Origin of the sequence: Pedobacter alluvionis, assembly GCF_003664035.1 — a bacterium.
GTDB lineage: Bacteria > Bacteroidota > Bacteroidia > Sphingobacteriales > Sphingobacteriaceae > Pedobacter > Pedobacter alluvionis.
This window is the reverse complement of the sequence record NZ_RCCK01000010.1, coordinates 1,157,587-1,169,825: the sequence shown is the minus strand read 5'-3', so window position 1 is coordinate 1,169,825 and position 12,239 is coordinate 1,157,587. Positions and strand designations below refer to the sequence as shown.

The window sequence follows — 12,239 nt, the reverse complement described above, 5'->3', positions numbered from 1 at the left end:
CAATCAAGTTGGGAATGACGATGTAGCCTAGAAAGGATTAACCACAAAGGCACAAAGAACACAAAGTATTGTGCCTTAGTAATAGCCGTCAAAAGACTGAGCCATATAAGACATATAAGTTACATATAAGCGCAATACCTAATATGTTCTTACATGTCTTATATGGTGAAAAGAAATTAGTAAATTTTTAACCATTAAGAACCTGAAACAAGTTCAGGGTGACGACCTGAAAAAGCCTGCCCCGACTTTCGGGGAAGCAATCTTAATGCGCTCGATAGTAGCCATAGTTGTAAGATTGCTTCGTACCTCGCAATGACGATTTATGGAAGAAAAGAAAAATACTAAGACTTAAACTTCTTCATAAACGTACTTACACTTTCCTCCAAATTTCCATCAGCAATGGCTTTAACGAAAGCCGTACCAATAATAGCTCCATTGGCATACGAACAAGCTTTATCAAAAGTCTGTTTATCGCTGATTCCGAAACCGATCATGGTTGGGTTCTTCAGATTCAGGTTTTTAATCCTACTAAAGTAAGCTTCGGTAGTATTACCAACCTCAAGATTTTTACCTGTAGTAGCCGACGATGATAACAAATAGATAAATCCATTGGTTAAACCGTCAATTTTATGGATACGTTCTTCAGCCGTTTGAGGAGTAATTAAGAACACATTGCTCAGGTTATGTTTTTCGAAGCAATCTTTATAAAATTCCTCGTACTCTACCATAGGCAGATCGGGAACGATACAGCCATCTACCCCTACTTCGGCACAGGCCTCACAGAATTTTTCTACGCCAAACTGCAAAACAGGGTTTACATAACCCATTAACAAAACAGGAATGGTAACGGTCTTACGCAAGTCTTTCAACTGTTCGAAAAGCAGGTTAAGCGTCATACCCTGATCGAGTGATTGTTTACTACTGGCCTGGATTACCGGTCCATCTGCAACAGGATCGGAATATGGAAACCCGATTTCGAGCATATCAGCACCTGATTTCTCTAGTAATTCAGCAATTTTTAAAGTATCGCCAGTATTTGGATAACCAGCGGTATAATAAATTGATAATATATTTTTCTTCGATGCGAAGAGTTGTTTAATTCGATTCATTTTCTGAGATATGAGATCTGAGATTTGAGATTTGAGAACCAGACAGGAAGTCTAATATCTCATATCTATTATCTCACATCTATAAGTTAAAATATTTAATATAAGTGTCCAGATCCTTATCACCTCTGCCAGATAAGCAAACCACTACGTTTTCCCCACCTTTAAATTCCATTTTTTCTAAGTAAGCCAATGCATGTGCACTTTCAATAGCTGGGATAATCCCTTCCAGTTGCGTACAAAGTAAACCGGCATCTAAACTTTCTTCATCGGTAATGGAAACGTATTGTCCGCGGCCGGTTTTAAACAAATGTGCATGCTGTGGACCAATACCCGGATAATCCAATCCTGCCGAAACCGAATGTGGTTCTACCACCTGCCCATCTGGTGTTTGCATTAAAATACTTCTACTGCCGTGTAAAACACCTTCTTTACCCAAATAAGTGGTGGCTGCCGAAAATCCGCTCGAGACCCCTTTTCCGGCTGCTTCAACAGCAATGAGTTTAACATTTTCGTCATCCATAAAGTGGTAGAACATGCCCATGGCGTTACTTCCACCACCTACGCAAGCCAAAACATAATCAGGCTGGTCGCTACCCGTTTGCTCTAATAATTGCTTTTTGGTTTCTTCGGAGATGATCGATTGAAAAATTGCTACCATATCAGGATAAGGGTGCGGCCCCACCACTGAACCGATGATATAATGCGTATCAACCGGGTTATTGATCCAGTCGCGCATCGCCTCATTAGTCGCATCTTTCAGGGTTTTACTTCCAGAACTAGCCGGAACAACCTTTGCACCCAGCATTTTCATTCGGGCCACATTCGGCGCCTGACGCTCAATGTCGACCTCGCCCATGTAAATCACACATTCAAGGTTACGCAAAGCACATACCGTAGCCGTAGCCACGCCGTGCTGACCAGCGCCTGTTTCGGCGATAATCCTTTTTTTACCCAGCTTCTCGGCCAATAAAATCTGTCCGATGGTATTGTTGATCTTATGAGCACCGGTATGGTTTAAATCTTCCCTTTTCAAGAAAATATTGGCACCAAATCTTTCCGAATACCTTTTAGCCAGATATAAAGGCGAAGGACGGCCAACATAATCTTTTAATAACTGATGAAATTCCTTTTGAAAACCGGCATCATCAATAATCTTTAAATAGTTTTGACGCAATTCTTCTACGTTCGGATAAAGCATTTCGGGGATGTACGCGCCACCAAAATCTCCATAATATCCTTTTTCGTTTACTTTGTATTTCATATCCGTAAATTTTGTCATTCTGAGGAACGAAGAATCTTTAAATATCGGCAGCAGTTCTTCGTCGCTTGCAGATACTTCGTACCTCAGTATGACAGTCTATTTATTCATTTCTTTTATAAATTCTTTAATCTTCTCCGCGTCTTTCAAACCAGGTTCAATTTCAAATCTGCTATTGATATCCAGGGAGTATAAGCGCTCATCATTTATTTCTTTTAAGGCCGATGTATGTTCTAAATCAATGCCGCCACTCAAAAAGTAAGGTTTGGTATAAGTGTATCGGTCTAAAACAGACCAATTGAACATTTTTCCCGCCCCCCCGTATGTTTTGGTTTTGGTATCGAACAGGAAAAAGTCTGCTACCTTTAAATATGGTTCCAAAACAGAAAAATCAAAATCTTCATCTATTCCGAAAGCTTTGATCACTTCTAAAAAAGTAAATTCAGATTTTAATGCTTCACAATACTCAGGAGACTCACCGCCATGTAACTGAACAGCTTTTAACTTCAGTAAGTTTACTTTATCTTTTACTTTTTCGAGGTCTTCATTTACAAAAACCCCAACGGCTTTAATTTCTGAGGGAATGTATTTGATCAATTCAGCAGAAACATCACTGATCAACCTTGGCGATTTTTCATAAAAGATAAAACCCAGATAATCTGGCTGCAATTCGGCAACCGTAGCAATATTCGCTGCCAAACGCATCCCGCAAACTTTCAACTTTAACATGCCAATAGGTTTTTGAAACTGTTTAATGCTTTTTTGCTCATTAAAGATTCTTCCGCTTCATAGAAACAATCGGCAAAAGACAACTCAGGTTTTATTGTTTTAATGGCCAATGCCGAATTACACAACACAACATTGTTCTGTACATCGGTGGCTTCGCCGTTTAACACATCCACAAATATTTTGGCTGATGACTCTACCGTATCGCCACCTCTAATGGCATTCACATCAACCCTGTCGAAGCCCATATCCTGAAGCGTTAAAATCTGCTCGCCCTTGTTCGAAAAGGTTTTCACATCGCAGGTTAACGAAACTTCATCATACCCTTCTAATGCATGTACAATAGTATAACTTTTATCAGTATCCTGATATAAATAAGCATATAAACGCGCCAGTTCCAAACTAAATACCCCTACCATCTGGTATTTCGGCTGTCCGGGGTTAACCATCGGACCCAGCATATTGAAAAATGTTTTCACCCCCAGTTCCTTGCGAATCGGTGCTACAATTTTCATCGCCGGATTAAACAGCGGCGCGTGTAAAAAACAGATCCCTGCAGTTTCTAAATTACGTTTTAAAGTATCTTCGTTATTGGTAAACGTATAGCCTAAGTATTCCATTACGTTAGAGGAGCCACAACCAGATGAAACGCCATAATTACCGTGTTTGGCCACCGGATGACCAGCACCCGCCACTACAAATGAGGACAGGGTAGAAATATTGAAAGTGTCTTTACCATCACCACCGGTACCACAAAGATCAATCAGCTCGTAACCCGATAAGTTTACTTTAACGCACATATCCAACATCGCATCACGAAAACCCTGTAGCTCCTGTACGGTAATATTACGCATGGCATAAGCGGTAATAAAAGCGGCAATTTGCGAAGAATTGAAAGCGCCTTCTGAAATGGAGATTAGAATATTCTTAGCTTCTTCCCTGCTAAAACTCTTGTTCTCAAATAAATGGTTTAATATTTTTTTCATGTTTTGTATACCTCTTATCGTCATTCTGAAACTTGTTTCAGAATCTTTCACGTAGATGCTGAACTAAATTCAGCATGACGATCCTTCAAAAATTCATTTTTTGCGCCCTGGCTTATGTCTCCACAAACCATTTATATTTATTCCGGTTCGTGGAGACACGAACCGTGGCGATGGTTAAAAAAATTGCATAAAAAAAGGATTGCTTTTTGGGCAATCCTCTTCGTTGTGTTTAAAATATTTTAAAATATATAACAATAGAATTTGCCTAACGAATTTCGTTATGCCACCACCAATTGTTATTTAAGTTTTTAATTATCATGTTTGTATAAAGCAAATATTGACATAGTTTTTTATAATTCCAAAATCTTTCTAAAAATATATGGCTTTCTTTAAAAGAAAAGTACACTTTAATGATGATTTAGGTTTCGGATCTAATCCGGTAACCAAAAACCAGCGCATGCTTAACCCCGATGGTTCGGCAAATATTGAGCGTACCGGCCTGCCCTGGTTTAAGTTTGATGATACCTATACCCGCCTGGTTACCATGAGCTGGCCGCGTTTTTTCTTCGTCATTCTACTGGCCTACCTCATTGTGAATACTATATTCGCAGTTTTATATAACGTAGTGGGTATCGAAAACTTAGAAGGAGCCAAAGGTGTAACCCTTCGCGATCAGTTTTTTGATGCGTTTTTCTTTTCTGCTCAAACCATTTCTACCGTGGGTTATGGTCATATTTCTCCGCAGGGTTTTGTTACAAGCATTCTGGCTGCCTTCGAAAGTATGCTGGGCCTGCTTGCTTTTGCATTAGCAACAGGTTTATTGTATGGCCGTTTTAGCCGGCCTACTTCTAAAGTGAGTTTCAGCAAAAAAATGGTAATTGCCCCTTACGAAAAAGGCCATGGTTTAATGTGTCGTTTGGTTAACCTGCGTCGTAATCAGCTTATCGAAGTTGAAGTGCAGATGGTCATGTCGTACAATGAAACGGTTGACGGCAAGCATGTAAGAAAATTCTATCCCCTGACATTGGAGCGCAATAAAATCGGCATCCTCTCTTTAAACTGGACCCTGGTACACCCGATTACGGAAGAAAGTCCGTTTTTCGAAAAATCGTTAACCGAGCTGCAACATGCCGAAGTGGAAGTTTTTGTAATTCTAAAAGCTTTTGATGATACTTTCTCGCAGACCATCCACACCAGAACCAGTTATCAGGATGAAGAAATAGAAATGGATGCCAGGTTTGAGAAAATGTATTACCATAACGAAGAGGGCAAAATGGTGATGGATTATAGTAAACTGGATAAGGTTACGCGGACGGTGTAAAGGTCTTTTTCCTCTTTTAAAAAATTGTTTTGTTTTTTGGAAAGCAGGTTGCAGTGTTAATCGGTTGCGATAGTCCCGTTATCCGCTTCAATCTTTTTGTGATACTGTCATCCTGAGGCACGAAGGATCTGTTTCATAGCTTGCAGATGCTTCGTGCCTCAGCATGACAGTCTATTCAAGGTTGCTGCAAACAAAAAGGATTTTCACTTCTACCGGGTTTAGTGAACTTGGGTTTCTGGAACAGAAAAAAGAAAGCCCAGCTACCGCATTAAGATTGCTTCGTACCTCGCAATGACGAGACCTCTTAAAATTACGCCAGGATTGTCAACTTTAATAGCAAAGAGGCAAGAAAGTTGACAACGCTTACGAAGATGTCTTTTGTATAAAATCCAAAATATCCTTATACAATTGGTTCCCACCAAAAATCATCTGACTAATCATCTGGACATGGCTTTTGCCTTTAATCTATTTACCTTACGCTTTAAACCTTCTACCTTAAGCCTTAATCAGTGGTTTTTTCTCTTTCGCGAATAAATCAAATACCTTTTTATCTACAAATGCAGGGAAAAGTTTATTCATCCAAACGGCTAATTTCCCTTGTCCGGTCATAATGAGCGTACGTTTGCGTTGTTCAATACCATCGGCAATAATGCCCGCTACCTCTCCTGATGTCATCATTTTACCTTCATCCATACTGGTTTCGCCATGCGCAGCACCATCTTTCGATAAAGCGGTTACCCTGATATTGGAAGCCGTAAAACCAGGACAGGCCAATAAAACGTTTACACCAGTTTTTAGTAATTCGGTACGTAATGATTCCATAAAACCATTCATCGCAAATTTAGAGGCAGAATAACCTGTCCTACCTGGTAAACCCCGGTAACCTGCAATTGATGAAACGCCAACCACCGTTCCTTTGGTTTTTAAAATCTCAGGCAAGGCATATTTCGTGCAATAAACGGTTCCCCAAAAGTTCACATCCATCAGGTTTTTTAGCACCGATAAATCCAGATCGTTAAACAGGGCACGCATGGATAATCCGGCATTATTTACCAGAATATCAATTTTTTGAAAAGAAACCAAAGCCTGTTTGATAATCAGTTCGCAATCGGCTTCTTTACTTACATCAGCCTGAACCGCCACCGCCCTGATGCCATATTTTTTCTCCAGTTCTGCAGTGATTTCGCAAAGTGTTACGTATTGGCGTGCAGCTAAAACCAAATTGGCGCCACGTTTTGCAAATTCTTCGGCACAGGCTTTTCCGATTCCACTCGATGCCCCGGTGATGATGATAACTTTATTTTTTAGGTTCATTTGTAGTAACAGGTATTGAGTAGCGAGTATTGAGTATCAAGACTGGATGCCACTTTATTATAATTTGTTATAGGTTATATTATGACTATTTCATCATCGCGGTTTCATAAGGCACGCGGGTTACAATCGATCTGCCCAAGGTAATTTCATCAGTATATTCAAGTTCGCCGCCAAATGCAATTCCGCGCGCAATGGTGGTTACCGGAACATTAAATTCTTTTAGTCTTTTATAGAGGTAGAACAAAGTGGTATCGCCTTCCATATTCGGACTGAGCGCTAAAATTACTTCCTTAATTCCACCCACTGCCATTCTGGCCACCAATCCGTCAATAAACAAATCGGAAGGGCCAACACCGTCCATTGGAGAAATTAAGCCTCCTAAAACATGGTAAACGCCAAAATATTGTCCGGTGTTTTCAATCGCCATTACATCACGAGTATCTTCTACCACACAAATGGTTTCTTTATCGCGTTTTATCGAAGTACAGATCTCACACACCGCATAATCAGAAATGTTATGGCAGGTGCTGCAATGTTTAATCTGTTGTTTAAGTTTTATAAAAGTATTGCCAAACTGATTTACCTCCTCCTGCTCTTTGTTTAAAAGATGTAACACCAAACGTAAAGCTGTTTTTTGCCCTACACCAGGAAGTTTTGAGAATTCGTTTACCGCATCTTCGAGCAGTTTGGATGAAAAATTCATGGTGCAAAAATAGGTAAAAAGGTTTGTTAGTTCAATAGTTCATTAGTCATTGGTTCATTGGTAACCGCAAATTGCCAACTGAAAACTGGATATTGGTTCATTGGTAAAGTAAATCTGGATGTTGACAGTCGAATTATTTTCATCCCCCTACCCCCTTTAGAAGTGAGACTTGATTTCTCTTCTGACTTCGGACTCCGGACTTCCGACTTCGGACTTCCGACTCAGGAATATTGCTTGATTTGATACTTTTCTTTACATTTATCAGCTTAAAATAAAACTATGTCACCAACCATACTCTTGTGTTTTCTAATTGGTTACTTTCTGCTACTGATTGTCATTTCCTTTGTAACCTCAAAAAAATCGTCAGACAATAGCACTTTTTTTGTTGCCAACAGAAATTCTAAATGGTACCTGGTGGCCTTTGGAATGATCGGCACTGCACTTTCGGGGGTTACTTTTATATCCGTACCGGGAGAAGTTGGCGCACCCAGCGGAAACCAGTTTCAATATTTCCAGTTTGTGCTGGGGAATGCGGTTGGCTTTATCATCATCGCTACAGTTTTGCTCCCGCTTTACTACCGGATGAACTTAACATCTATTTATAGCTATATCGAAAAGAGACTAGGCCATTATAGCTACAAAACCGCAGCATCGATCTTTTTATTGAGCCGTACATTGGGTTCAGCGACAAGATTGTATTTGGTAGTAATTGTTTTACAACGTTTTATTTTTGATAATTATGGCATTCCGTTCTGGTTAACGGTATTGATTTCGCTGGCATTGATATGGTCGTACACTTTTAAAGGTGGATTAAAAACCATCATTATTACCGATACTTTACAAACTTTTTTCCTCGTTTTATCGGTTTTTTTAACCATTTACTTCATCTGCAACAGCCTGAATTTCAATATTCCGCAGGCATTTGAGACAGTAAAAAACAGTAGTTATTCGAAAATATTCTTTTTAGATGATTTCCTGACCAATAAGTTCTATTTCAGTAAACAGTTTATCGGTGGTATTTTTGTGACCATTGCCATGACGGGCTTAGACCAGGATCTGATGCAGAAAAACCTGAGCATGGGTACCATCAAGGAAGCACAGAAAAACATGTTCACATTTACTGGCGTATTTGTGATCCTGAATGTTTTCTTTTTAAGTGTTGGCGCATTGTTATACATTTTCGCCACAAAAAATGGCATCGATATTCCTTTAGATCACATTACCGGAAAACCCCGAACAGATTTATTGTTTCCTGAAATTGCATTGAATAACCTGGGTGCTATACCTGCAATTATATTTATGCTGGGTTTAACTGCTGCAACCTTTGCCACTACCGATTCGGCTTTAACGGCTTTAACCACCTCCTTTTGTGTCGACTTTTTAGGCATGGCTAAGGCAGAAAATGTAAATGCCAAAGACGCCGTAAAAAAACGCCATACCGTACACGTGGCCTTTTCTATTTTGATGTTTCTGGTGATTCTCGTGATCAATGCGCTGAACAGTTCATCAGTAGTCAGCTTAATTTTTACCATCGCTTCTTACACTTACGGACCGCTTTTAGGATTATATAGTTTTGGATTATTTGTAAAAAAACGTGGCCTTCACGATAAATTAGTCCCAATAGTTTGCTTATTATCACCTTTTTTATGTTACTTGCTTGCAACGAATTCGACCAAATTATTGGGCGGTTACGTTTTTAGTGTTGAACTGATTTTGATTAACGGTTTAATCACATTTATAGGCTTGTTGTTCATCAGTAAAAAAACTGATGCGCAAACCAAATTTTAATATTAGAATAACAGTATATGACGAGTGAAGAAAAAATTAGAAGTGCTTTCGAAAACAAAGACTGGCAGGAAATTAAAGTAACAGATTCCTGGCAAATTTTTAAAATCATGGCCGAATTTGTAGATGGCTTTGAGAAACTGGCTAAAATTGGCCCATGTGTTACCATTTACGGTTCAGCGCGTACCGCTCAAACGCATCGATATTACCAATTGGCCGAGCAGTGCGGTAAGTTATTAACCGATAGAGGTTATGGTGTAATTACCGGCGGTGGCCCAGGTATTATGGAAGCGGGTAACAAGGGTGCGCATACCAACGGTGGAAAATCGGTAGGTTTAAACATTGAGTTGCCTTTTGAGCAGTTCCACAATAAATATATCGATCATAATAAATTACTGGAGTTTGATTATTTCTTTGTGCGCAAAGTGATGTTCATGAAATATAGCCAGGGTTTTGTCGTATTACCAGGTGGTTTTGGCACCATGGATGAGTTATTTGAAGCCTTAACCCTAATCCAAACCGGCAAAATCGCCCGTTTCCCTATCGTATTAGTTGGCGTTGATTATTGGGGTGGATTAATTGACTGGATTAAAGGAACCATGCTGCAGAAGGAACACAATATCCACGAAGAAGATTTAAACCTTTTCAGGTTGGTAGATACAGCAGAAGAAGCTGCAGAGCATATTTTCCGTTTCTACGATAAATATGTACTTAAACCGAATTTTTAGGTTGGTTTAATGGTTCATTAGCCATTGGTTCATTAGTATGGCTAACTGAAAATTGCAAACTGATAATTGATAACTGAAAAGTGCTTACAAACAATAAGCACTTTTTTTATGTCTTCATTTATTGTAACAACTGAAGAACACTGCTATCTAAAATAAAACGCAATTAATATGTCGAAATTTATCAATTGGAAAAGTAATTGGCTTAACGGAAACTTTCAGCTTTTTGCAGATGGTGTTCAAAAAGGTATGATTTCTTTTAGCAGCTGGAGAAGCGATGCAGAAAGCATTTTTGAAGATAAAAACTATCAATTTGTAAACGAAGGTTTCTGGCAATCGAGAACAAAGGTAATCGATAGAAAAACAAATGAAGTAGTTGCGGTGATTAATTATGATACCTGGAAGTCAAAAGCGGTAATCAGCTTAAAATCCGGTGAGCAGTATGAATGGAAATCAAAAAGTTTATGGGGTTCGCAATGGACGGTAAGCAATTATAAGGATGAGCATATTATGTATAACTCCAGCAGCAACAGTGGTACATTATCGTCTGATACGGATAATGAACTACTAATCATAGCAGGTCTGTTTATTAAGCAGATCTATAACAAACAGGCCATTTTAGTTATTGCATGTTTTATACCGATCATCACAATAACAACACTTCGCCCATAAATAGTAAAAACTTAGCCCTTTTGTGAGATGGAACAGATATTAAATTGGAGAAAAGGTTTATTTGATAGTAATTATCAGGTAATGAACAATGGCTATTTAAAATTTTCAATCAATTTTGGTTCCTGGAAAAATACGGCAATAGCCACTACTCAGGCAGGCATTTACCTGTTGAAAAGTGAAGGGTTTTCTAAACCAGAAACTAAAATCCTAGACAACCAGAATAAGGTTTTAGCCTTAATTACTTACGACTGGCTTGGTTTTAAAGCCAGGATAGTGTTTGCTTCCGGCGAAAATTTCGATTGGAGTTATCAAAACAGCTGGTTAAGTCGGTGGTCTTTAAACAACCATAAAGACAAACAGATCCTGTTTAATGCATCAACAGGAAATGGATTGATCCATACCAATGTTGATGATGACATGCTGGTACTATGTGGCCTTTTTATAAGAGAATACTATTCGAGGCTGATTTTTGGCCTGATTATTTTTATATTCTGCATGCTTACTTTTAAAAGTATTTTTTAGTTGTCATTATGAGCGCAGCGAAGAATCTGTAACCAACAATCTAGTCTTAGCGTCTCGCTAAGACACTATAAAAATAAAATTATTGACATGCCATAGCGAGACGCTACAACCAATCTGGTCTTAGCGTCTCGCTAAGACAATAAAAAGTATTAATCTCAATTTATAGAATTATTCAGTCTCGTAGCGAGACACTAGGGCTAAAGTCGTTTCTTTTTGTAGCGCTAATACCTGTAATCAATAGGGCGGTTCCGGTCCTGCTGTACATTCCAATCCTTTTGGGAATTATTCTATACCAACAATTACAGGTACCCAAAAGGGATTTTCATTTCCATCAGGGCTATTGTGCGCGGGCAGTCATCAGATATAACGACGAAACGATCTCCAATCTGGCCTTAGCGTCTCGCTAAGACAATAAAAAGTATTAATCTCAACTTTATGGAATTATTCGGTCTCGTAGCGAGACGCTACGACTAGATTAGAAATGATTAAAGTCCGCTTACACCACCACTTACTACCAATTTCATCGCGTCAGCAGCAGTCATATTTAAATCGGCAACCTTATCTCTTTTTACGATGCAAAGCTGGCCGGCAAAAGAATAAGAAAGTGGAAAGTAAACAGCTACTTCATCAGGCAGATCGAGTTTATGCAGATCATTCTGCGTTAAAAAGCCAATCTTTTTCAAACCGCCCTCCACTTCTACCAATACCGGGTGGTTAAATTTCTTTTCATCGCCAACAAAAGCCTCTGTTAAATCTTTTATGGATGAATAAATGAAGTTAAGTAATGGCAACCGTTGCATCATCCGCTGAAACCAATTGTACATGGGTTCGGTTACTAAATTGGTTACAAAAATACCGGCCAGCAAAATAAGGGCTAAAACCGTCAGCAAACCTAAACCCGGGATATTCCGGCTTTCGCCCGTATTGGGATTTACACCTAAAATATTGTTTACATTCAACCAGCTATCAACTGTTGTAACTGCCCAAACCACAATAAAAATACTCACGGCAATGGGTACAACAATTAATAAACCTTTAATCAGATAGTTTAAAATAGCTTTCCCGACTTTATTCATGGTGCAAAATTAGGAAAAATATGGTTAGAATTGTTTAATTGC

12 protein-coding genes are annotated in these 12,239 nt (G+C 39.0%); 5 read left to right on the top strand and 7 right to left on the bottom strand.

The genetic code is table 11. The annotated features are described in order from the left end of the window. Positions 1-341 precede the first annotated feature (341 nt). The 4 genes from trpA to trpD form a co-directional block, all read right to left on the bottom strand. Positions 342-1,109, bottom strand: a complete 768-nt coding sequence (gene trpA / locus BCL90_RS05235) for a tryptophan synthase subunit alpha (RefSeq protein WP_121282945.1) — start codon at positions 1,107-1,109, stop codon at positions 342-344. Positions 1,110-1,188: 79 nt separating this feature from the next. After that, positions 1,189-2,370 (bottom strand): tryptophan synthase subunit beta, encoded by a 1,182-nt coding sequence (trpB, locus tag BCL90_RS05230; protein WP_121283455.1) that lies wholly within the window; start codon positions 2,368-2,370, stop codon positions 1,189-1,191. 96 nt (positions 2,371-2,466) lie between these two features. Beyond that, entirely contained in the window at positions 2,467-3,096 is a 630-nt protein-coding gene (locus BCL90_RS05225; protein ID WP_244095054.1) for a phosphoribosylanthranilate isomerase, read from the bottom strand. After that, positions 3,090-4,079, bottom strand: a complete 990-nt coding sequence (gene trpD / locus BCL90_RS05220) for an anthranilate phosphoribosyltransferase (RefSeq protein WP_121283456.1) — start codon at positions 4,077-4,079, stop codon at positions 3,090-3,092. The genes BCL90_RS05225 and trpD overlap by 7 nt, the downstream gene beginning before the upstream one ends. A gap of 379 nt (positions 4,080-4,458) precedes the next feature. Between trpD and BCL90_RS05215 the strand changes: the two genes are divergently transcribed. Further along, positions 4,459-5,400 carry an ion channel gene (locus BCL90_RS05215; protein ID WP_121282943.1) on the top strand — a complete coding sequence of 314 codons (942 nt, stop codon included), beginning with the start codon at positions 4,459-4,461 and terminating at the stop codon, positions 5,398-5,400. Between the two features lie 495 nt (positions 5,401-5,895). Here the strand turns inward: BCL90_RS05215 and BCL90_RS05210 are convergent, their stop codons facing one another. Both BCL90_RS05210 and recR read right to left on the bottom strand, forming a co-directional pair. After that, complete coding sequence (locus BCL90_RS05210; RefSeq protein ID WP_121282942.1) at positions 5,896-6,714, bottom strand: SDR family oxidoreductase; 819 nt, start codon at positions 6,712-6,714, stop codon at positions 5,896-5,898. Between the two features lie 85 nt (positions 6,715-6,799). Beyond that, positions 6,800-7,417, bottom strand: a complete 618-nt coding sequence (gene recR / locus BCL90_RS05205) for a recombination mediator RecR (protein WP_121282941.1) — start codon at positions 7,415-7,417, stop codon at positions 6,800-6,802. A 279-nt stretch (positions 7,418-7,696) separates the two neighbouring features. Between recR and BCL90_RS05200 the strand changes: the two genes are divergently transcribed. The 4 genes from BCL90_RS05200 (at position 7,697) to BCL90_RS05185 (ending at position 11,121) form a co-directional block, all read left to right on the top strand. Next, positions 7,697-9,205, top strand: coding sequence for a sodium:solute symporter (locus tag BCL90_RS05200; RefSeq protein WP_121282940.1), 1,509 nt, complete (start codon positions 7,697-7,699; stop codon positions 9,203-9,205). Between the two features lie 17 nt (positions 9,206-9,222). After that, positions 9,223-9,930 (top strand): LOG family protein, encoded by a 708-nt coding sequence (locus BCL90_RS05195; protein WP_029278019.1) that lies wholly within the window; start codon positions 9,223-9,225, stop codon positions 9,928-9,930. 168 nt (positions 9,931-10,098) lie between these two features. Continuing rightward, on the top strand, positions 10,099-10,599 hold the full coding sequence (locus tag BCL90_RS05190) for a hypothetical protein (protein WP_121282939.1): 501 nt from the start codon (positions 10,099-10,101) through the stop codon (positions 10,597-10,599). A gap of 27 nt (positions 10,600-10,626) precedes the next feature. Beyond that, positions 10,627-11,121, top strand: a complete 495-nt coding sequence (locus BCL90_RS05185) for a hypothetical protein (protein WP_121282938.1) — start codon at positions 10,627-10,629, stop codon at positions 11,119-11,121. Positions 11,122-11,606: 485 nt separating this feature from the next. On the opposite strand, the gene BCL90_RS05180 is transcribed toward BCL90_RS05185, so the two are convergent. After that, positions 11,607-12,197 (bottom strand): DUF502 domain-containing protein, encoded by a 591-nt coding sequence (locus BCL90_RS05180; protein WP_121282937.1) that lies wholly within the window; start codon positions 12,195-12,197, stop codon positions 11,607-11,609. Positions 12,198-12,239 lie beyond the last annotated feature (42 nt).

Coding starts and splice junctions, on each gene's coding strand:
- trpA (WP_121282945.1), bottom strand. CDS start 1,109: ATGAATCGAATTAAACAACTCTTCGCATCGAAGAAAAATATATTATCA.
- trpB (WP_121283455.1), bottom strand. CDS start 2,370: ATGAAATACAAAGTAAACGAAAAAGGATATTATGGAGATTTTGGTGGC.
- BCL90_RS05225 (WP_244095054.1), bottom strand. CDS start 3,096: ATGTTAAAGTTGAAAGTTTGCGGGATGCGTTTGGCAGCGAATATTGCT.
- trpD (WP_121283456.1), bottom strand. CDS start 4,079: ATGAAAAAAATATTAAACCATTTATTTGAGAACAAGAGTTTTAGCAGG.
- BCL90_RS05215 (WP_121282943.1), top strand. CDS start 4,459: ATGGCTTTCTTTAAAAGAAAAGTACACTTTAATGATGATTTAGGTTTC.
- BCL90_RS05210 (WP_121282942.1), bottom strand. CDS start 6,714: ATGAACCTAAAAAATAAAGTTATCATCATCACCGGGGCATCGAGTGGA.
- recR (WP_121282941.1), bottom strand. CDS start 7,417: ATGAATTTTTCATCCAAACTGCTCGAAGATGCGGTAAACGAATTCTCA.
- BCL90_RS05200 (WP_121282940.1), top strand. CDS start 7,697: ATGTCACCAACCATACTCTTGTGTTTTCTAATTGGTTACTTTCTGCTA.
- BCL90_RS05195 (WP_029278019.1), top strand. CDS start 9,223: ATGACGAGTGAAGAAAAAATTAGAAGTGCTTTCGAAAACAAAGACTGG.
- BCL90_RS05190 (WP_121282939.1), top strand. CDS start 10,099: ATGTCGAAATTTATCAATTGGAAAAGTAATTGGCTTAACGGAAACTTT.
- BCL90_RS05185 (WP_121282938.1), top strand. CDS start 10,627: ATGGAACAGATATTAAATTGGAGAAAAGGTTTATTTGATAGTAATTAT.
- BCL90_RS05180 (WP_121282937.1), bottom strand. CDS start 12,197: ATGAATAAAGTCGGGAAAGCTATTTTAAACTATCTGATTAAAGGTTTA.